The following is a 20,067-nucleotide window of genomic DNA, read 5'->3' on the forward strand; positions in this document are numbered from 1 at the left end:
TAGGAGATGTCGTGTCCGAAGTACGTATCGCAGCCGAGCCCCGCACCACGTTCGGCAAGGGCGCCGCTCGCAAGATCCGCCGCGACGACAAGGTGCCCGCCGTCCTGTACGGGCACGGCATCGACCCCATCCACCTGACCCTGCCCGGCCACGAGGTGCTGCTCGCGCTGCGCACCGCCAACGTGCTGATCCACCTCAAGGGTGACGGCGTGGATGAGCTGGCGCTGCCCAAGGGCGTGCAGCGCGACCCGCTCAAGGGCTTCGTCGAGCACGTCGACCTGCTCCTGGTCCGCCGCGGCGAGAAGGTCACGGTCGAGATCCCGGTCACCACGGTCGGCGACGTCAACTCCGAGGGCCTGCTGGACCAGCAGCTCATCTCCGTCGCCGTGGAGGCCGAGGCCACCCACATCCCGACCGGCGTCGAGGTCGACGTCGAGGGCCTGGAGATCGGCACCGTGGTCACCGCCGCCCAGCTCAAGCTGCCGCAGGGCACCTCGCTGATCGCCGACCCCGAGACCGTCATCCTGCAGGTCATCAACAAGCCGGTCGAGGCTCCCGAGGAGACCGAGGAGGCCGCCGAGGGCGAGACCGCCGCGGCCGCCGAGGGCGAGACCGCCGAGGCTCCCGCCGAGTAACCGCGGGTGCAATCGTGAACGGGGCGGCCGGACTCGAGCCGTCCCGTTCCGCTATCAGGGGCTTGAAGGGCTGGGAGCATGGATCGCTGGCTGATCGCCGGACTGGGCAACCCGGGGGCCGAGTACGCCGGCAACCGGCACAACGCGGGCTTCATGGTGCTCGACGAGCTGGCCGCACGGGCCGGCGGGCGGTTCAAGGCCCACAAGAGCAGGGCCGAGGTGTGCGAGACGAGCGCCGCCATCCTGGCCAAGCCCCTGACGTACATGAACCTCTCCGGCGGGCCCGTCAAGGCGCTGGCCGACTTCTACAAGATCGGCCCTGAGCGGCTGATCGTCGTCCACGACGAGCTGGACGTCCCCTACGGCGCGCTGCGCGCCAAGCTGGGCGGCGGCGACAACGGCCACAACGGGCTCAAGTCGATCACCAAGGTCCTCGGCACCCGCGACTACCTGCGGGTCCGCTTCGGCATCGGCCGCCCGCCCGGCCGGATGGACGCCGCGAGCTTCGTGTTGCGGGACTTCGCCACCATGGAGCGCAAGGACCTGCCCTTCCTCGTGGACCGGGCCGCCGACGTGGTGGAGTCGCTGCGGGAACGCGGTCTTGAGGCCACCCAGAACGACTTTCACCGGGCCGACCTGAACATTTCCGGCCCTCCTCGCTGATCGCCACATAGAGACGTTCGCCGGTTCTCGGGTCGCCACGCGGCTACCATCTGTGACTGTCCGTTCAGGAGTTGGTCACACCTGGAGACATGCGTGCGTGGTGAAGGACTCATGTCCGTCGTCAGGACCGGGCAGGGAGTCCGCCGGGGAACCGCACCGCGCACGCCCTCCTGGGTCCGCTCTTACCGGCTGGGAGCCGTGCTGGGCGATCTGTGCGGCGCGGGGCTCGGCGCCGGGGCGGCCTTCACGGTCAGGTTCGGCGGGCTGACGCCGTACGTGCTGCCGTACCTGCTGGTCAGCCTGGTGCTGCCGCTCGTATGGTGTTGCGCGGTGGCGCTCAACCGCGCCTACGAGCCGCGCATGCTCGGCGTCGGCTCGGAGGAGTTCCGCCGGGTCGTGCAGGCGGGCGTGGCGCTGACCGCCGGCACCGCCATCGGCTCCTACCTCACCAAGACCGACGTCGCCCGCGGCTACGTCGTGCTGGCGCTGCCGCTGGTCACCCTCTTCACCCTGGTCTTCAGGTACGCCCTGCGCCACTCGCTGCAGCGCCGCAGGGCCGCGGGCGCGTGCATGCGCAAGGTCGTCGCGGTCGGGCACGCCGCGTCGATCTCCGAGCTGGTACGCCTGTTCCGCAAGGAGCCCTGCCACGGCATGCACGTCGTGGCCGCCTGCCTGCCCGGCGGGCGGGCGGGGGAGTCGGTGGCGGAGGTTCCGGTCGCCGGAGACCTCAGCGACGTGCCGATCGTGGTGGAGCACTACGAGGCCGACACCGTGGCCGTGCTGGCCTGCCCCGAGATGGACGGCCAGGCGCTGCGGCGGCTGGCCTGGCGGCTGGAGCGCACCCACACCGAACTGGTCGTGGCCCCCGCGCTGATGGACGTGGCAGGGCCGCGCACGACGATCAGGCCGGTCGCCGGGATGCCGCTGCTGCACGTCGAGCATCCCGAGCTGAGCGGGGCCAGGCAGCTCGTCAAGAACGTCTTCGACCGGCTGGTGGCCGCCGCGCTGCTGGTGCTGCTGGCGCCGGCGCTGGTGGCGCTGGCGGTGGCCGTGCGCGCGACGAGCCCGGGGCCCGCCCTGTTCCGCCAGACCCGGGTGGGCAGGGACGGCAGGGTGTTCACGATCGTGAAGTTCCGCACAATGCGCCGCGGATCCGAGGAGCAGAAGATCACTCTGGTGAGCGACGGGGACGGCGTGCTGTTCAAGGTCCGCAACGATCCGCGCGTCACCCCGCTGGGCGCGCGGCTGCGCAGGCACTCGCTGGATGAGCTTCCGCAGCTCATCAACGTCGTACGGGGCCACATGTCGCTGGTGGGCCCCCGCCCTCCGCTGCCCGACGAGGTGGCGCGCTACGGTGACGACGTGCGCAGACGACTCCTCGTACGCCCTGGGCTGACCGGGCTGTGGCAGGTCAGTGGAAGATCTGACCTATCTTGGGAGGAATCCGTACGTCTCGACCTACGTTACGTGGAGAACTGGTCCCTTACTTTGGACCTCCAGATCCTGTGGAAGACTTGGTCGGCCGTCGCCCGCGGGCAAGGAGCATATTGATGACGATTCGCGACGATCACGCCCTCGCCGCCGACTTGGCGACCGAGGCGGGTGAGAGGCTGCTGCGGATCCGCGAGCGCACGGGTTTCACCGACCCTGCCGCGCTGAAGGCGGAGGGCGACAGATCCTCGCACGTCTACCTCATGGAGTCGCTGGCCCGGCTGCGGCCCAGCGACAGCGTGTTGTCGGAGGAGGCGACCCGCGAGGAGCGGCTCGACCCGCGGAGGCTGACGGCCGAGCGCGTGTGGATCGTGGACCCGCTGGACGGCACCCGTGAGTTCTCCGAGGAGGGCCGGGCCGACTGGGCGGTGCACGTGGCGCTGTGGGAACGCGGCAGGCTGAGCGCCGGGGCCGTGGCGCTGCCCGCCCAGGGGCGCACGCTGACGACCGGCGAGCCGCCGAAGATCCCCACCTACGACAAGGGCCGCTTCCGCATCGCGGTGAGCCGTACGCGGCCGCCCGAGTTCGTGCGCAAGCTGGCCTACCTCGTGGGCGCCGACCTGGTGCCGATCGGCTCGGCCGGAGCCAAGATCTCGGCGGTGCTCACCGGCGAGGTCGAGGCGTACGTGCACGCCGGCGGCCAGTACGAGTGGGACTCCGCCGCGCCGGTCGCCGTCGCGCTGGCCGCCGGGGCCCACGCGAGCCGCATCGACGGCTCCGAGGCCACCTACAACCAAGCCGACCCCTCACTACCGGATATCCTGGTTTCCCTACCGGAGCTGGCGACATCCCTGCTCGCCGGCATCCGGGACCTGCACCGCTGAACCGCCGGAGGAAGCTCCCATGCTCCAGCGCGACTACACGACGTCGCAGCTCGACGTGCTCGAAGCAGAGGCCATCCACATCATGCGCGAAGTGGCGGCCGAGTTCGAGCGTCCCTGTTTGCTCTTCTCCGGCGGCAAGGACTCCATCGTCATGCTCCGCATCGCGGAGAAGGCGTTCTGGCCCGCCGCGATCCCGTTCCCGCTCATGCACGTCGACACCGGGCACAACTTCGACGAGGTCATCGAGTTCCGCGACCGCCGGGCCGCCGAGCTGGGCGCCAAGCTGATCGTGGCCTCGGTCCAGGACTCCATCGACCAGGGCCGGGTCGTGGAGGAGACCGGGCGGCGCGCCTCCCGCAACCGCCTGCAGACCACGACCCTGCTCGACGCGATCGAGGCCAACCGCAACGACGCCGTCTTCGGCGGCGCGCGGCGCGACGAGGAGAAGGCCAGGGCCAAGGAGCGGGTCTTCTCCTTCCGCGACGACTTCGGCCAGTGGGACCCGAAGAACCAGCGCCCCGAGTTGTGGAACCTCTACAACGGCCGGATCCGCCAGGGCGAGCACATCCGCGTCTTCCCGCTGTCCAACTGGACCGAACTCGACGTCTGGGACTACATCAGGCGCGAGGGCATCGAGATCCCCTCCATCTACTTCGCCCACACCCGCAAGGTCTTCGAGCGCGACGGCATGCTGCTGCCCGACGGTGACGTCGTCCAGCGTGGCGACGACGAGCCGCTGTTCGAGGCCGTGGTGCGCTACCGCACCGTGGGCGACATGACCTGCACGGGCGCCGTGCAGTCCACGGCCGCCACGGTCGAGGAGATCATCGAGGAGATCGCCGCCACCCGGATCACCGAGCGCGGCGCCACCAGGGCCGACGACCGCTCGTCCGAAGCCGCGATGGAAGACCGTAAACGCGAAGGCTACTTCTGATGATGACCGTCCGTACCAGTTCCGCTTCTGTTGGAAGACCGGCTGTGTCTAATTTCAAGGGTTACTTCTAAACCATGGACATTCTTCGCTTCGCCACCGCGGGAAGTGTCGACGACGGCAAGTCCACCCTCATCGGACGGTTGCTCTTCGACTCCAAGGCGATCTTCGAGGACCAGCTCGAAGCCGTCGAGCGCACCTCGCGCGACCGCGGCACCGAGTACACGGACCTGTCCCTGCTGACCGACGGCCTGCGGGCGGAGCGGGAGCAGGGGATCACGATCGACGTGGCGTACCGCTACTTCGCCACGCCGCGCCGCAAGTTCATCATCGCCGACACCCCGGGGCACATCCAGTACACCAGGAACATGGTCACCGGCGCCTCCACGGCCGACCTGGCGATCATCCTCATCGACGCCCGCAAGGGCGTGCTGGAGCAGTCGCGGCGGCACGCCTTCCTGACCTCGCTGCTGCGCGTCCCGCACCTGGTGCTGGCGGTCAACAAGATGGACCTGGTCGACTACTCCCAGGAGCGCTTCGAGGAGATCAAGGATGAGTTCACCGCGTTCGCGTCCAAGCTGAACGTCGGCGACCTCACCTTCATCCCCATCTCCGCGCTCAACGGCGACAACGTGGTCTCGCGCTCGGAGAACACGCCCTGGTACCTCGGCACGTCCCTCCTGCACCACCTGGAGAACGTGCACATCGCCTCCGACCGCAACCTGACCGACGTGCGCTTCCCCGTCCAGTACGTCATCCGCCCCCAGCGGGCCAACGACCCCGCCTTCCACGACTACCGGGGTTACGCGGGCCAGGTGGCCGGCGGCGTGCTCAAGCCCGGTGACGAGGTCGTGCACCTGCCGTCCGGGCTGACCACCCGCATCGCCTCCATCGACACCTACGACGGGCCGGTGGAGGAGGCGTTCTCGCCCATGTCGGTGACGCTGCGCTTCGAGGACGACCTCGACATCTCGCGCGGCGACATGATCGCCAGGCCCAACAACCAGCCGAGCGTGTCGCAGGAGCTGGAGGCGATGGTCTGCTGGATGGCCGACGGCGCCAAGCTGAGCCCGCGCACCAAGCTGACGATCAAGCACACCACGCGCACGGCCAGGGCCATGGTCCGCGACCTGCACTACCGGCTCGACGTCAACACCCTGCACAGGGACGAGGAGGCGGGCTCGCTCGGCCTCAACGAGATCGGCAGGGTGTCGCTGCGCGTCACGCAGCCGCTGTTCGTGGACGACTACGCGCGCAACCGGATGACCGGCGGCTTCATCCTGGTGGACGAGGCCACGAACGGCACGGTCGGCGCGGGCATGATCCTCGACGCAAGGTAGATCTTTAAGGGATTTCCTTACCTGTCGTTTACTCTCCGCGCTAGGGTCATCGCGTTCCGTGTTCACGACGCGAAAGCCCTCACCGTGACTGATCACGTGACCGCCCAGGTGATCTACCTGGGCGGCCTCGGCCGAAGTGGCACCACCCTGCTGGAGAGGCTCCTCGGAGAGCTCCCCGGCGTGGTGGCGCTGGGCGAGGTCGTGCATCTGTGGGACCGGGGGGTTCTGGCGGAGGAGCTTTGCGGTTGCGGATCGGCCTTCCCCCGCTGCCCGTTCTGGCGGGCAGTGGGGGATCGTGCCTTCGGTGGCTGGAGCCGGCCGCTGGCCGAGCGCATGCTGGCGCTGCGCGGCCGGGTCGACAGGACCCGCAGGATCGCCAGGATCGACCATCCCGACCTGGCCGAGTACGTGGCGGCCTACCGGCGGCTGTACGACGCGACGGGCGCGCCCGTCGTGATCGACTCCAGCAAGCACGCCTCGCTGGCCTGCTGCCTGGTGGCCGGCGGCCTGGACCTGCGGATCGTCCACGTCGTCAGGGACCCGCGCGCCGTCGCCCACTCCTGGGGCAGGACCGTGCCCCGGCCCGAGAACGGGCGGCCCATGACCCGCTGGAGCCCCGCCCGCGCCGCCGCGCACTGGTCGGCCCAGAACGCGGCGCTGGAGCTGCTGCCGGGACGCGGGGCGCGGGTGACCAGGATCAGGTACGAAGACCTGCTCGCCGCCCCCGCGGACGCCCTCAGGAACCTGGTGGTGCGGCTCGGCCTGCCGGAGCCCGAGCTGCCCTTCCTCGACGGGCGCACGGTCTGGCTCGGCCCTTCCCACACGGCCTCCGGCAACCCGATGCGCTTCCACGTGGGGCGGGTGGAGCTACGGCGGGACGACGCGTGGCGCTCCAGGCTGCCCGACGGGGACCGGCGCGTGGTCAACGCACTCACGTGGCCGCTCATGGCCCGGTACGGATACTGGGGGATGGCGGCATGAGGTCACAACCTTCCGTCGGGGTCGTCATCCCGACGCGCGGGACCCGTCCCCGGCAGTTGCGGGAGGCCGTGCAGGCGGTGCTCGTCCAGGACTATCCCGGCGAGCTCGAAGTGGTCGTGGTGGCCGACGGCGGGTGCTCCCGCTGGGTCACCGGGACGCTCGGCCCGGCCGTACGGGTGTTGCCCAACGCGCTCAGCCCCGGCCTGCCCGGCGCCCGCAACACCGGCATCGCCGCCTGCCGCAGCGACCTGATCGCCTTCTGCGACGACGACGACATGTGGCTGCCCGGCAAGCTCAACGCCCAGGTGAACGCCCTCAAGGAGGCCGGCGGCGAGTTCGCGAGCTGCGGCATCGAGGTGGAACACGGCGGGCGCCGGATGTCCCGCCTGGCGGGAACCTCCACCGTGACTGTGGACCACCTGGTCCGCTCACGGATGATGATGGTGCACTCGTCGACCTTTCTGTTTGAACGCGGCGTGCTCTGGCCCGACGAGAGCGCGCCCGGTGGACAGAACGAAGACTGGGACCTGGCCCTACGCGCCGCCAAGCGGCGGCCGCTTGTCCACGTCGACCGGCCGCTTGTGCTGGTGCGCTGGGCCGGGTCCCACTATGCGGCCCGGTGGGCGGACCGCATTGCCGGGCTTGAGTGGATGCTCGCCCGGCATCCGGAACTGGCCGTGGACCCGTGCGGCGCGGCGCGGGTCTACGGCCAGCTCGCATTCAGCCACGCCGCGCTGGGACAGCGGCGCGCGGCCGTCCGCTGGGCCGGCCGCGCCTTCGCGGCCCGCCTCGCCGAACCCCGGGCGCCGATCGCGCTGGCGGTGGCCGCCGGCCTCGTCTCCGCCTCCACCGTCCTGTCGCTCCTGCACAGCCGCGGACACGGCATTTGAGCCCGCCCCACGGCGACCCCGAGCCGCCCGGCCGGCGGGTGCACGTGGGCGGGGCCGGGCGGGTGCGCGTGGATGGGGCCGGAGGCGGGCGGGTGCGCGTGGACGGGGCCGGAGGCCGGCGGCTGCGCGTGGGCGGGGTCGAAGGCGGGCGGGTGCGTGTGGGCGGGGCCGGAGACCGGCGGGTGCGCGTGGACGGGGTCGAAGGCGGGCGGGTGCGTGTGGGCGGGGTCGAGGTGGACGCGCTCACCGAGGGCGAGGTCGTGCGGCGGGTGGCGGCGGCCATGGAGGCCGGCGAGGGCGGGCGGATCGTCACGCCGAACGTGGACATCTGCCGCGCCGCCGCCTCCGACCCCGCGCTCAGGGAACTCGTGTGCTCGGCCGACCTGGTCGTCGCCGACGGCATGCCGCTCGTGTGGGCGGCCCGGCTGCTCGGCACCCCCCTGCCCGCCCGGGTCACGGGCGCCGACCTCCTCTGGTCGCTCACCGAACTGGCCGCCCGCCACGACTGGCCCGTCTACCTGCTCGGCGGCGGCCCGCCGCACGTGGCGCCCAAGGCCGCGCGGGAGCTCACGAACCGCCACCCCCGCCTGCGGGTGTGCGGCGCGCACGCGCCTCCTTTCCACTTCGACGCCACCCCGGAGGGCGCCGCCGAGGTACGCGGGAAGGTGATCGCCGCCCGGCCCAGGCTCGTGTTCGCCGGGCTCGGATTCCCCCGCCAGGACCTCCTCATCGCCGCCCTGCGCGAAGAGCTGCCGGAGACGTGGTTCCTGGGCTGCGGCGCGGCCATCGCGTTCGCCGCCGGCACACTCGGCCGCGCGCCCGCGTGGATGCGGCGGACCGGGCTGGAGTGGGCCTTCCGCCTCGGCGCCGAGCCGGTCCGCCTGGCCCCCCGCTACCTGGTCAACGACCTGCCCTACGCGGCCCGGCTGCTCGGCGGGTCGTTCATGTCCGCGTCAGTGCGCGGACGCGGGCGACCTCCTGAGGGCTGAGCCCCCGTGTACCGTGGGCCAGCGCCAGGCGGGAGTCCATGGGCCGGTACGCCGTGCGCGACAGGCCCGACCAGGTGAACCCCTTCCCCGCCGCGCCCGAGTCGTGGCAGCAGGCGCGCAGGATGCGGCGTTCGGCGGCCGGGGTCCAGCACAGGCCCGCGTAGGCGTACAGGTCGCGGAAGCCGGCGATCGGGTCGGCGGCCAGCGACTCGTAGGAGGTGAGGTGGATGCCGGGGGTGCGGGCCAGGATGCCCCTGGTCACCCGCCACAGCGCGGCGGCCTTGGCCAGCCGGTCCTGCGAGCCGACCAGCGCCCGCAACTCCAGCAGCTCGGGATGGTCGCGGACGAGCAGCGGCTGCTCCAGCAACTCGTGGAAGTACACCGTCCAGCCCAGCCGCTGCCAGCTCGCCACGAACGACACCGGGTCCCGTACCAGCGCGATCACCCGGCAGCCCAGGTGCCGCGCGAACCATCCGGCGCTCAGCACCGCGAACGGGTCGTCAAGCAGCGCCCGCCGCCCGGCCAGCCGCCCGTGGGCGAAGGCGGCGCCGTAGCGGAGCAGGCGGGCCAGGTCGTACGGGGAGCGGTTGGCGCGCAGCTCGGCCAGCCACCGGTAGCGCAGGGCCACCGTGTCGCGGAAGGCGGGCAGCCAGTGTGCCGTGTTGTCGTCGCAGATGTACTGGAATCGGTGCGTCACCCGGGCGGCGAGCACCCCGGGACAACGGCCGGGCGGATGCTCGGGATTGAGCGGCTCGTTGACGTAGACGAGGTCGCCGCCGGCGGCGAGCATCTTGCCCGTCCAGCTCGTCCCACTTCGCGGCAACCCCGTCACCAGCACCGGCGCGCCGGCCGCCGGAACCAGGTCTCGCGTGTCGTGGTCCGCCGGGGCAGGTTCGCGGCTCATGCGGCCGCCCAGCCGCGTACGCGCAGGGCCGTGAGCGTGTGGCGGCCGAAGGGGTGCAGGCCGTAGCGGCGGTGCAACTGCCACAGCGGGAGCAGGTTCTTCACGACCACGCCCGCCGACCAGCCGGCCACCGCCCCGAGCGCGCCGTAGGAGGGGATCAGCGCCAGGTCGAGCAGCACGGTGGCGCCGACCGCGGCCAGCAGGTTGGCCAGGCTCGTGCCGGTGTGGCCGGCGGCGGTCAGCACCACGTCCACCATCCCGCAGGCCGTGGCCAGCATCATCGTGCCCGCCAGCACCAGCGCCACGGGCGCGGCGGCGCCGTACGAGGGGCCGAAGATCCGCAGCACCCACGGTGCCAGGGCCGCGTACGCCACCCAGACCGGCCACGTCAGCAGCACCAGCCAGACCGTGGCCGCCTGGTACAGCCGCCCGGCCCGCTCGTGCTCACCCTCGGCCAGCGCTCGGACCAGCCCGGCCTGCACCGCCTGCGCCAGCCCCTGGTTGGCGAGCTGCCCGACCACCTTGAACCGGGTGGCGGCCGTGTAGACGGCGGCCTGCGCGGGCCCGGCGAGCAGCGCCACGATCACGATGTCCACCCGCTGGAACACGGCCTGGATCGCCCCGGCCACCGACCTGGGCGCGGTGTAGCGCCACAGGTCCCGTCCCGTCCCCGGCAGGTAGGGCGTGCGCGGCAGCCGCCCCCGCAACCCGGCCGCGGCCAGGACCAGCACCGGCAGGTACGGCCCCGCCCACGCCAGCGTCAGCACCCACCCGGAGGCCCCCGCCAGGGCCGCCCCGCCCACCGCGGCGACCTGGCAGAGCGGCATCAGCACCCCGTCGAGCAGCACGGTGGGCCGCACGGTGCCGAACCCGCGGGTGGCGGCCAGCAACACGTCGGCCACCACCATGACGGGCAGCAGCGCGGCCACAGGCCCGAGCCGCGGATACAACACGACCGCCGCGCATCCGGCCACCGCCACGCACGGCACCAGCGCCGCCCGGACATATCCGGAGATGCCCCGGTAGCCGTAGGTCTTGGCGCGGGCGATGAAGTAGATCAGCCCGTTCCCGGCGTCCAGCTTGGCGATGCCCGCCGCCATGAGCGCCAGCGCGGTCGCGGTGAAGAACGCGCCCGCCTCGTCCGCCTCGTACGCCCTGGTCACCACCACCACCAGCACGAACTGCCCCAGCGCCCCGCAGGCCGCCCCCGCCAGCCCAGCCAGCCCTCTGCGGCCGAACCCCTGGAACCCGGTCACCGCCGCCACGAGGGCTCTCCGCCCAGCCAGCGCGTCAGCCGCGCGTCGTAGACCTCGAAGTGGTCCCGCAGCGCCCGCCCCAGCACCGGGGACACCCGGCGCGGCAGAGAGCGGCCGTTGTGGCGCTCGAAGGCGGGATAGCCCAGGTTCGGCACTCCCAGGAAGTCCAGCACCCGGTCGTAGATCGACTCGGGCTCAGCGAAGAAGCGGTGGCTGTCGAGCACGAGGATGCGTTCGCGGCCGATCAGCGCCTCAAGCCGGTCTAGCTGGTCTGCGTAGCGGCCCCTGGCCAGGTAGCCGTGGTGGCGGTGCGAGTGGTGCAGCGCCAGGGGGGAGTCGCGCAGCAGTTCCTCGGCGCCGGCCAGGCGGGTGGCCTCCAGCTCCACCGCGTACTCGAAGTGTGACTCGGTCTCGTAACCCCTGGCCAGCTCGTGGGCGTGCGCGGAGCAGGCCCGCTCCACCGGGTCGCGGACCAGCACGATCAGCTTGACGCCGGGCAGGTCGGCGGCGATGCGCTCCCCGGCCAGCGGGTGGAACAGGTAGTAGGGGGAGGACTCGTAGGCCAGGGCGCGGGTGCCGTACCGGTGGCCGAGCAGGGCCGCGCTCACCCGCAGCGGGAAGTGCGCCTGGTACCAGGCGAGGTTGCGCCAGTAGGCGACGTCGAAGTAGTGCACACCCTTGTGCAGCACGGGTTTGAGCAGCAGCGGATGCTGGGCCAGCGCGCGGTACAGGGAGGTGGTGCCGCACCGCTGCGCGCCCGTGATCAGGAACGACGGCAGCACGCGCGCTCCCGACGTGAACCGTCCCGTGGTCAGCGACAACGACAACACCGATCGCTTCATGGTCCTCAAGTGAGCTGCTCCTCGTGGTCTACGGCCGGGTTGAGCCAGGACTCCGGCGGGCCGAGCGGCGCGTGGCCGTCGGCGTGGTGCCGGGCGGCCAGCGCGATGAGATAGCGCAGCGCCGTCTGCCTGGCCGGCGCGGCCGACAGGCCCAGGGGCGCCAGCACCCGTACGGCCCGCGCCACGCACGCCCGCGCCGCGTCGGGCGGCCCCATCCTGCGCAGCGCCCGCTGGAAGAAGTGGTGCACGGCGTCGAAGCCGTAGGGGACGCCCACCTCGTACCGCTCCCAGTCCCACACCAGCAGCCGTCCGTCGGCGGCGCGGCAGATGTTCCAGGGGGACAGGTCGCCGTGCCAGGCCGGGCGCGCGCCGCCGGTGCCGGCGATCTCCCTGACCGCCGCCATCAGCAACGATCCGGGCACCCGGCCGCGCCGCACCGGCAGCGGCGACAGCGCCAGCACCGACAGGCCGCGCCAGTGACCGTGATGCAGCACGTCGGGGGCGGCGACCGTGCCGAGGGACAGCCCGGCCAGGCGGCGCAGCGCCGCGGCCTCGGCGGTGATCAGCTCCCGGGCCCGCGCGCTGTCGCCGATCTTCACGAACGCCAGCCGCCGCCCGTCCGCGTGCGCCTCCAGGATGGGCTTGCGGTTGGCCCGCCGCGCGGGACGTACATGAAGGACGGTTTCGACCCGCCGGTGGAAGACCTCGCTGAGGTGCGCCGAGATCGACCCCTCGACCGGCACCACGACCTCGGAGCCCAGATGCCACCACCGGCGCGGCGCCAGCCTGCGCGGCACGACGGCGTGCGGCAGCAGCGTGTACGCCCGGGGCGAGCCCGCCCCCGGATACAGCAGCCGCACGGTCTCCGCGAGATAGTCCAGACGGACGGCGGCGTCGTTCATGCGTGGTCCCCCTGTTCGGCGTTCCGCCACAACAGGGCGAAGGAGATGAGGTAGAGGCTGAGCGGCGTGACCAGGCCGTCGTAGACGAACATGTAGAGCAGCACGAGCCCCATCACGAGCACCCCGCCGAGCCCGATGGGGCTGCGGTCGCGCCAGTGCCGGCGGATCGCGCCCAGGAAGAACGCCACGTACAACGCCGCGCCCGTGAACCCCTGCGTGATGATCAGCAGCCAGAGTTGCCCGTCGCTGCCCAGCGGCGGATGCCCGCAGGTGTCGCACCAGTCGGTCTTGCCGGTGGTGATCGTGCGGTGGTTGCCCCTGGCGTTGCGGGTGTTGCCGTACCCGATCACCGGCGAGTGCCCGGCGGCGGTGAGGGTGGCGCCGACGGTGAACGCGCGGATGTCGTTGGAGTGCGGCTTGTCCAGGCGCTGGGCGAACACCGAGGCCAGCGGGCTGAGCGTGAACGCCAGCGTCGCCGCCGCGGCGGCCCCGCACAATGCCACCCTGGTACGCCCGCCCACCCGGACGATCAGGTAGAGCACGGCCAGGCCGAGGCCGATCCACAGGCCGCGGTTGAGCGAGTACACGATGGGGATGGCGGCCAGGGCGAGCACCACGGCGACGAAGACCCGGTGCCGCGTCCTGCCGTACACCCACCAGCCGATCACGAACCAGACCAGCAGCACCGAGGCGTTGCTGCCCCAGGCGTTGGCCCACTCGAAGGGCGCCTCGGGGCGGGCCAGGGAGAAGCCCAGCACCTTCTGCGTCTGGGCGGCGGTGGGGTGGATGATGTTCTGCACGAAGGAGTTCCCGCCGATCCACTCCGGCAGCAGCAACTCCACCGGCGAGGTGAAGGAGAATCCGGGCAGGAACACGCCGAGCAGCCCGCCGGCCACGGTGGTGACGAACAACACGCCGAGCATCCGCACCAGGCGCAGCTGCGGCAGCTCCCGCCGGGTGAGGTTGCCCAGGTAGACCACCATGATCAGGATCGAGACGTAGAGCGCCAGCCGCATGCCGTAGCCGACGACGCGACCGGGACCGAACGCGCCGTACGTGCCCGGCGGCGTCTCCGTCAACATCAGCGCGCTCACCAGGTACCCGGCCAGCAGCAGTAACCACAGCCCGAACCCGCGCGGCACCCTGATCGGCCGCCGCCGCCACAACAGCACCGCCATGGGCACGGCCAGCACGATCACCGACAGCCCGCCGAACCCCAGCGCCCACCAGACCGGATAGCCGACCAGCAGGGCCGCGATGGGCCAAGCGGGCCCTGTCACGTCTGCTTGCCCGGCCGCCGGGGCTGGTGGAGCGCCTGCATGGGCGTGGTGTCCGCCGCCACGCCCGGCTCCAGCTCGCCGGTCGCGACCAGCTTGCCGAGCGGGGTGCGGGGTTCCAGCAGGGGTACGAACGAGGGCACCGCGTCTGTGGCCGTCACCACGCCGATGATCGGCACGTCGTGCCTGGCGAGGCGGCGTACGACGGCCTCGACCTCCACGGAGGTGACCCGGCCGAGGCCCACCAGCAGCACGGCCGCGTCCGCCCTGGACAGGTCGCGCACGTCGGATCCGTCGAGCACGACCAGGGGCGCGCTCACGGCGAGCGGTTCGGCCAGCGACGAGGCGTACAGGTCGGCGGGCAGCGACCTGACCAGCAGCCGCTTGCCCGGGCACGCCGAGACCACGGCGCAGGCCAGGTCGTGCAGCACGCCGTGCTCGCGCGGGCTCGACAGGTCGCTGAGCACGGGCAGGCCGGTGAGCCGCTCGACGTCGGCGGGCGTGCGCAACCGCCGGTCGAACCGGTCGCGCACGTAGGCGGTGGCCGAGCCGGTCAGCAGGCCCAGCATGAGCCCGGTGCCGAGGTACAGGGGCAGGCTGGGGGAGCTGGGCGTGTCCGGCGGCGCGGCCTGGCTGATGACCGAGCCGGGGGTGACCGCGACCGTGCGCAGCGCGTCGTACTTGAGCGCGAGGTTGGCCGCCTGCCGGCTGAGCACGCTCTGGCGCTGGGTGGCGATCGCGTGCTCGGGGCTGGTCCTGCGGAGCCGGTCGAGCCGCTTGATCCCCTCGTCGATTCCGGCGTTGACCTGCTTGAGCTTGCTCAGCACCGCCTCCTGCTGCTCGGCCATGGAGGTCAGCGCGCTCTCGCGGCGATGGGCCAGGTACGCCTCGGCGTAGGCGCGTGACCAGGTCGCGGCGGTTCCGGGGTCGGCGGCCGTCACCGAGATCAACAGGACCGAGGAGTTGGGCGGCACGGTGACCTCGACCGGCTCCGCCTGCACCTCGGTAGTGGGCCCGGCCGCTGCCCCGGTCGTGGGCCCGCTCGTGGTTCCAGCTGTGGCCCCGGCTGTGGCTCCGGTCGTGGCGTCGGTTCTGGCGTCGGTTCTGGCGTCGGCCTCGGTGAGGCCGAGTGTTTTGGCCGCCCGGGCCGCGACCACGGCCGACTGCGCGACCTGGGCCTCGGTGTCGAGGTTGAGCGATTCGCGCAGGCGGCTGGTCACCTGGTTGGTCGGCTCCTGCGGGCCGAGCGGCGTGACCAGCACCTGCGTCGTGGCGGTGTAGGCGGGCGGGCTGAGCCGCATCAAGGCCAGCCCCGCGGTGCCGCCGAACACGACGCAGCCCACGAGGAGCAGCCACCGCCTGCGCAGCAGCGAGATGTGCTCGTCGAGGTCGGTGCCGGAGCTCATGAGCGCCCACTATAGGAGGGACGGTCAGTACCCAGGTTGAATACTAAAGATTTTCTCCGGTAAGGCCAGAAAGAAGCAACCTGAAAAGTCGAAAAATCAGGAAATTCGGGACCTTACTTGGCCGCTACGAACTGGGAGGACTTCCCCACTGGCTGAAGTTCCAGGAATGACATGGCAAGGTTCAGGTGTGTGTAAGGCGGGGGTCATTCGACGAAGGAGTTGGAAGGCTTTGCAGCTACGGGGCATTTCGCAAAACATCTCGAATGCCGCGTTCAGCGGCGTTATTCTGGCCGTGGTCGTGGTGCTGGCCGCGTGTTCGAGCGCCGAGGGCGCGGGCGCCCCGCCCACTCGCGTACCGGCGCCCGCCGCCAAGCCGGCGGGCGCGCCCCCCTGCACGGCCACCACGCGGCTCATCCCGTCCTGCGGGGCGTGGTGGGGCATGGCGCCGGAGGTCTTCACCGGCGCCGGGGTGGAGCAGGCGCTGCACGGCGCGGAGTCCCGCATGGGCGCCGCGGCCGACGTGCTGCACGTCTACCACCGGGGCCGCGAGCTGTTCCCGACCGAGGCGGAGGTCAGGCTGGCCCGCGACCCGGCCAGGCCGCGACTGCTCATGATCAATTGGAAGCCGTCTTTCGACCACACCTGGGCGGAGATCGCCAAGGGGACGCTGGACGCCAGGATCGACCGGCTGGCCGCTTACCTGCGGCGTACCTTCCCCGAGCGGTTCTTCCTCACCCTGCACCACGAGCCGGAGAACGACGTGGACGCCTCCTCCGGCTCCGGGATGCGGGCCGCCGACTACGCGGCCATGTTCCGGCACGTCGTGCTGCGGCTGCGGGCGGGCGGCGTGAAGAACGCCGTGGTGGTCGTGACCTACATGGGGGCGCCCAACTGGGCGGCCGAGCCCTGGTTCGAGGAGCTCTACCCCGGCGACGACGTGGTGGACTGGGTGGCGATGGACCCGTACGCCGATGACCGGGTACAGGACTTCGACGGGCTGGTGAACAAGACGCGCAAGGAGTATCCGGACTGGCCGGGGTTCTACCGGTGGATGCAGGCGCGCTTCCCCGGCAAGCCGGTCATGGTGGCCGAGTGGGGGGCGTTCGAGCGGCCCCGTGACCGCTCGTTCAAGAAACGCTTCTTCGAGTCCGTGCGCGCGCAGATCAAGAACTATCCGCAGATCAAGGCGCTGCTCTACTTCGACTCGCCGCAGGCGCCGCGCGGTGACACGAGCTTCGACTCCGACCCCGGCGCGGATCGGGCGTTCAGCGAGCTGGCTCGAGATCCGTACTTCCGCTCGACGCCCGTGCCGCGGCCCTAGCCTTGAGGCGCCAGCCGACGACCGTGACGACGGTGGCGGCGGCCAGGGCCCAGACGGTGAGCACGTTGTCCACGTCGAGCAGCTTGAGCGCGGAGGCCAGCAGCACGATCGCCAGCATGGCCCTGATCAGGCCGCCGGGGGCGCGGGAGGAGATCCTGGCGCCCAGGTAGACGCCCGGGATCGAGCCGATGAGCAGCGACAGCGTGAGGTCCATCTGGAAGTCGCCGAACAGCAGGTGGCCGAGAGCGGCGGAGACGACCAGCGGCACCGCCTGCACCAGGTCGGTGCCGACGAGCTGGTTGGCCTTGAGCGCCGGATACAGGACGAGCAGGGCGACGATGATCAGCGAGCCCGAGCCGACGGAGGAGACTCCCACCACCAGACCGCCCACCATACCGACCAGTAGGGTCGGGATTGGGCGCACGACAATGTCGCGGGCGTCCGACGATCCTCCCCGCCCGCCGAGCCAGCTCTTCAGCGCCATGCCCGCCACGGCCAGCAGCAGGGCGACGCCGAGGGCGTACTTGACGCCGTCGGTGACGGCGAACGCCCTGGCCAGGAACACCCCGCAGAACGCCGTCGGCACCGACCCCGCGCACAGCCAGCCGACCAGGCGCAGGTTGACGGTGCCGCGGCGCAGGTGCACGACGCTGCCGACCGGCTTCATGACGGCGGAGGCGACCAGGTCGCTGGAGACCGCGGCCAGCGGCGGCACGTTGAAGAACAACATCATCATCGGGGTCATGAGCGCCCCGCCGCCCATCCCGGTCAGCCCGACCACGATGGCGACGAGAAAAGACCCGCCGATCAGCGCCCAGTCGATCAACGGATCCAGCCTCCCCGCCGCTGTGCCCGGCCGGTCACCGAGTCCGGCCTTCCTCGCGCGGTGCCTCGCCGATCATCGGACCCAGCCTCCGCTCTTCAGCGTGTCCAGCACCCTGGAGACGGCCGCCTCGATGGAGAGGTGCGTGGTGTCGATCTCCAGGTCTGCGTCCTCCGGCTCCTCGTAGGGGTCGGAGATGCCGGTGAACTCGGGGATGAGGCCGGCGCGGGCCTTGGCGTACAGGCCCTTGCGGTCGCGCCGCTCGCACTCCTCCAGCGGCGTGGCGACGTGCACGAGCAGGAAGTCGGCCCCGACGGACTCGACCATCTCGCGCACCTCCTCACGGGTGGCCGCGTACGGCGCGATCGGGGCGCAGATGGCCAGGCCGCCGTGGCGGGCCGTCTCGGCGGCGACGAAGCCGATGCGGCGGATGTTCAGGTCGCGGTCGGCCTTGGAGAAGGTCAGGCCCTTGGACAGCAGGTGGCGCACCACGTCGCCGTCGAGGTAGGTGAGCGTGCGGCTGCCCAGCTCCAGCAGCGCGTCGCGCAGGCCGCGGGCGATCGTGGACTTGCCGGAGCCCGACAGACCGGTGAAGAACACCACCAGGCCGCGGCGGTGCGGCGGGCCGGGGATGTGCACGGGCTCGGGTCCGGCCAGGTGCTCGCTCGCGCCGTACGCGGTGGCGACGTGCTCGCGCAGTTCCAGGTCGATCTCCGGCTCGTCGCGCGGGGCCAGCGGCACCGGGACCACGATCGTGTCCTCGGGCAGGCGTTCCGCGCAGCGCAGCGCGGCGCGTACGACGGCGGGGCCGGCCTCGCCATACGAGAGGGGGAGCAGCAGGATCGCCGCGTCCAGTTCCTTGGCCGTGGCGACGATCTCGGAGAGGTCGTCGAGCGGGCCGCGCATGGTGACGGCGAGCGCGGGACGCCCGGCGAGCCGCTCCTTCACCTCGGCCGGGGTGCGCCGCAAACGGGCGAAAGGCCCGTGCTCCGGCGTGCCGAGGGCCTTGATCGGCCCCGAGGTCAGGCCGTCGGGCTCGTGGCCCGCCACGGCCAGCGCGGCCAGCGGCAGGCCCTCGGGGTCGAGCAGCGTGACCTCGTCCCCCGGTGACAGGTCGGCGTCGATGTGCAGGGTGACGGCGGCGGGCCACGGAGCGCCGCCGGCCAGCGTGCCGCGCTCGTGTACGGCGTGCAGATCGTCGTGGCCGAGGAACCCGGTCAGCGGCTCGAACGCGCCGGAGAGCAGCAGCTCAAGATCGGCCAGTTCGCGCGGGCCGGGGGTCCACTCCACGATGTCTGCATCCCAACTATTCCGATTGAATTGGTAGGAAAGGAGTCTACCGACTGATACCAGTGTGTCGCTAGACCCTCTCCTGTTGCGCCTGGGGTCCGCCTAGAGCAGCCGGGCGAAGTGGTGCTGCGGTTTCCTGATCACCATGGTGATCTCATCGTGTGAGGCGGGGAAACGGCCGCTGGTCAGCTTGGACATCAACCCGACGGCGACGGCGCCGATCCCCCGGGCGCGGGCGGGGCCGCTGGTGTTGCGCTCGTCGTCGGTGATCATCAGGCCCCTGCTCAGGCAGAACGCGTGCAGGCCGTCGCTCGACGCCAGGGGCTCGTACACGGCGGGCAGCGGGCCGGGTACGCCGGATCTCACCAGGCCGCGCCAGAGCAGGCGGCGCAACCAGGACGGCGTGATCCGGTCCAGCAGCCCGTAGGCGGATCTTCGGTCGCGCATGCGCAGCAGCACCAGGCCGCCCGGCCGCAGCGACTGCAGCAGCCGGTCGAAGACCAGCTCCGCGTGGCTGACGCGCTCCAGCAGGAACGACAGCTGGATGATGTCGAAGCCCCTGGGCGGCAGCGGCACCGAGCGCAGGTCCCCGAGTTGCCAGGTGACCAGGTCGGCGCGTTGTTCCAGTGCCCTCCTGATCGCGGGGTGGTCCTCGTCGGCTCCCGTGGCCCTGGTCTCGATGTGCTCCAGGACCAGCGGCCCGTCGTGCGCGCACCCGGCGAGCAGCACGTCGAGCCGCCGTATCGGCTGTCCCGCGCAGTGCTCGCGGACCCGATGACCGAAGAGGTCGCCTCGCTGAACGACCGATCGCACCTCAGACATGTCACCTACAGTAGTCATTCACTTCCCATACGTAATGCATTTCCCTGCTAGCGTCCTGCCTCGTGAGCGATCAGATCTACGTGGGCAACGCCGGTCTGGACGCGGCGGGGGACCGGGGATGGCTGCTCGGCCACTTCAAACCGCCCGGCGATCCGCGGCACAGCGACGACGTCGAGATCAAGTGGGGCGTGCATCCGCCGGGCGACGAGCGGCTGGAGTGGGTCAAGGGGGAGGCGCGCACGGCGCTGCTCATCCTGATCAGCGGCAGGTTCCGGGTGGAGTTGCCGGGGCGCAGCGTGTTGCTGGCCGAGCCCGGCGACTATGTGGTGTGGGGCAAGGGCGTCGACCACTCCTGGCGCGCGGAGGAGGCATCGACTGTCCTGACCGTGCGCTGGCCTTCCGTGCCTGGTTACCGCGCAGGCTGAGCCTCCGCGACCGGTAACCGGCCGGGGCCGGGCGGCGAGTAGGCTGGGAAGAGAC

20 protein-coding genes are annotated in these 20,067 nt (G+C 71.6%); 11 read left to right on the forward strand and 9 right to left on the reverse strand.

Translation table 11 applies throughout. The features are described from left to right. Nucleotides 1-11: 11 nt before the first annotated feature. From AB0I81_RS16455 to AB0I81_RS16495, 9 genes are all read left to right on the forward strand, one after another. Nucleotides 12-635 carry a 50S ribosomal protein L25/general stress protein Ctc gene (locus AB0I81_RS16455; RefSeq protein ID WP_360656770.1) on the forward strand — a complete coding sequence of 208 codons (624 nt, stop codon included), beginning with the start codon at nt 12-14 and terminating at the stop codon, nt 633-635. A 78-nt stretch (nt 636-713) separates the two neighbouring features. Next, nucleotides 714-1,298, forward strand: coding sequence for an aminoacyl-tRNA hydrolase (pth, locus tag AB0I81_RS16460; RefSeq protein ID WP_360656773.1), 585 nt, complete (start codon nt 714-716; stop codon nt 1,296-1,298). A 111-nt stretch (nt 1,299-1,409) separates the two neighbouring features. After that, a complete protein-coding gene (locus AB0I81_RS16465) occupies nt 1,410-2,849 on the forward strand; it encodes a sugar transferase (RefSeq protein ID WP_360656776.1) in 1,440 nt (479 codons plus the stop codon). Then, on the forward strand, nt 2,849-3,613 hold the full coding sequence (locus tag AB0I81_RS16470) for a 3'(2'),5'-bisphosphate nucleotidase CysQ (RefSeq protein ID WP_360656779.1): 765 nt from the start codon (nt 2,849-2,851) through the stop codon (nt 3,611-3,613). The genes AB0I81_RS16465 and AB0I81_RS16470 overlap by 1 nt, the downstream gene beginning before the upstream one ends. 19 nt (nt 3,614-3,632) lie before the next feature. Further along, nucleotides 3,633-4,547 (forward strand): sulfate adenylyltransferase subunit CysD, encoded by a 915-nt coding sequence (cysD, locus tag AB0I81_RS16475; protein ID WP_360656782.1) that lies wholly within the window; start codon nt 3,633-3,635, stop codon nt 4,545-4,547. A 74-nt stretch (nt 4,548-4,621) separates the two neighbouring features. Beyond that, nucleotides 4,622-5,884 carry a sulfate adenylyltransferase subunit CysN gene (gene cysN, locus AB0I81_RS16480; protein ID WP_360656784.1) on the forward strand — a complete coding sequence of 421 codons (1,263 nt, stop codon included), beginning with the start codon at nt 4,622-4,624 and terminating at the stop codon, nt 5,882-5,884. Between the two features lie 84 nt (nt 5,885-5,968). Beyond that, a complete protein-coding gene (locus tag AB0I81_RS16485) occupies nt 5,969-6,865 on the forward strand; it encodes a sulfotransferase (RefSeq protein ID WP_360656787.1) in 897 nt (298 codons plus the stop codon). Further along, nucleotides 6,862-7,755 carry a glycosyltransferase gene (locus tag AB0I81_RS16490; protein ID WP_360656790.1) on the forward strand — a complete coding sequence of 298 codons (894 nt, stop codon included), beginning with the start codon at nt 6,862-6,864 and terminating at the stop codon, nt 7,753-7,755. Before AB0I81_RS16485 ends, AB0I81_RS16490 begins: the two co-directional genes overlap by 4 nt. Beyond that, nucleotides 7,752-8,744 carry a WecB/TagA/CpsF family glycosyltransferase gene (locus tag AB0I81_RS16495; RefSeq protein WP_360656793.1) on the forward strand — a complete coding sequence of 331 codons (993 nt, stop codon included), beginning with the start codon at nt 7,752-7,754 and terminating at the stop codon, nt 8,742-8,744. Before AB0I81_RS16490 ends, AB0I81_RS16495 begins: the two co-directional genes overlap by 4 nt. On the opposite strand, the gene AB0I81_RS16500 is transcribed toward AB0I81_RS16495, so the two are convergent. Genes AB0I81_RS16500 through AB0I81_RS16525 form a run of 6 tightly spaced genes read right to left on the reverse strand, consistent with a single transcriptional unit; the run spans nt 8,698 to nt 15,331 of the window. Beyond that, nucleotides 8,698-9,648 (reverse strand): sulfotransferase, encoded by a 951-nt coding sequence (locus tag AB0I81_RS16500; protein ID WP_360656796.1) that lies wholly within the window; start codon nt 9,646-9,648, stop codon nt 8,698-8,700. The two genes, AB0I81_RS16495 and AB0I81_RS16500, sit on opposite strands and share 47 nt — an antisense overlap. Further along, nucleotides 9,645-10,913 (reverse strand): lipopolysaccharide biosynthesis protein, encoded by a 1,269-nt coding sequence (locus AB0I81_RS16505; RefSeq protein ID WP_360656798.1) that lies wholly within the window; start codon nt 10,911-10,913, stop codon nt 9,645-9,647. The genes AB0I81_RS16500 and AB0I81_RS16505 overlap by 4 nt, the downstream gene beginning before the upstream one ends. Beyond that, on the reverse strand, nt 10,901-11,746 hold the full coding sequence (locus AB0I81_RS16510; RefSeq protein WP_360657196.1) for a sulfotransferase: 846 nt from the start codon (nt 11,744-11,746) through the stop codon (nt 10,901-10,903). Before AB0I81_RS16510 ends, AB0I81_RS16505 begins: the two co-directional genes overlap by 13 nt. Nucleotides 11,747-11,751: 5 nt before the next feature. After that, a complete protein-coding gene (locus tag AB0I81_RS16515) occupies nt 11,752-12,648 on the reverse strand; it encodes a hypothetical protein (RefSeq protein WP_360656801.1) in 897 nt (298 codons plus the stop codon). Further along, nucleotides 12,645-13,928 carry a hypothetical protein gene (locus AB0I81_RS16520; RefSeq protein ID WP_360656803.1) on the reverse strand — a complete coding sequence of 428 codons (1,284 nt, stop codon included), beginning with the start codon at nt 13,926-13,928 and terminating at the stop codon, nt 12,645-12,647. The genes AB0I81_RS16515 and AB0I81_RS16520 overlap by 4 nt, the downstream gene beginning before the upstream one ends. Beyond that, nucleotides 13,925-15,331, reverse strand: a complete 1,407-nt coding sequence (locus AB0I81_RS16525; protein ID WP_360656806.1) for a Wzz/FepE/Etk N-terminal domain-containing protein — start codon at nt 15,329-15,331, stop codon at nt 13,925-13,927. Before AB0I81_RS16525 ends, AB0I81_RS16520 begins: the two co-directional genes overlap by 4 nt. A gap of 229 nt (nt 15,332-15,560) precedes the next feature. Between AB0I81_RS16525 and AB0I81_RS16530 the strand changes: the two genes are divergently transcribed. Further along, a complete protein-coding gene (locus AB0I81_RS16530; RefSeq protein WP_360656809.1) occupies nt 15,561-16,652 on the forward strand; it encodes a hypothetical protein in 1,092 nt (363 codons plus the stop codon). Here AB0I81_RS16530 and AB0I81_RS16535 read toward each other — a convergent pair. From AB0I81_RS16535 to AB0I81_RS16545, 3 genes are all read right to left on the reverse strand, one after another. Continuing rightward, entirely contained in the window at nt 16,597-17,478 is an 882-nt protein-coding gene (locus tag AB0I81_RS16535) for a sulfite exporter TauE/SafE family protein (protein WP_360656812.1), read from the reverse strand. The two genes, AB0I81_RS16530 and AB0I81_RS16535, sit on opposite strands and share 56 nt — an antisense overlap. A gap of 72 nt (nt 17,479-17,550) precedes the next feature. Then, the gene (cysC, locus tag AB0I81_RS16540) at nt 17,551-18,765 is read right to left on the reverse strand and encodes an adenylyl-sulfate kinase (protein ID WP_360656815.1); all 1,215 of its coding nucleotides are present in this window, start codon (nt 18,763-18,765) and stop codon (nt 17,551-17,553) included. A gap of 102 nt (nt 18,766-18,867) precedes the next feature. Next, nucleotides 18,868-19,587, reverse strand: a complete 720-nt coding sequence (locus AB0I81_RS16545) for a class I SAM-dependent methyltransferase (protein WP_360656818.1) — start codon at nt 19,585-19,587, stop codon at nt 18,868-18,870. A 62-nt stretch (nt 19,588-19,649) separates the two neighbouring features. Between AB0I81_RS16545 and AB0I81_RS16550 the strand changes: the two genes are divergently transcribed. Further along, on the forward strand, nt 19,650-20,012 hold the full coding sequence (locus AB0I81_RS16550; RefSeq protein WP_360656821.1) for a signal peptidase I: 363 nt from the start codon (nt 19,650-19,652) through the stop codon (nt 20,010-20,012). Nucleotides 20,013-20,067: the final 55 nt, after the last annotated feature.

Origin of the sequence: Nonomuraea sp. NPDC050404 (assembly GCF_040655495.1) — a bacterium.
Taxonomy (GTDB): domain Bacteria; phylum Actinomycetota; class Actinomycetes; order Streptosporangiales; family Streptosporangiaceae; genus Nonomuraea.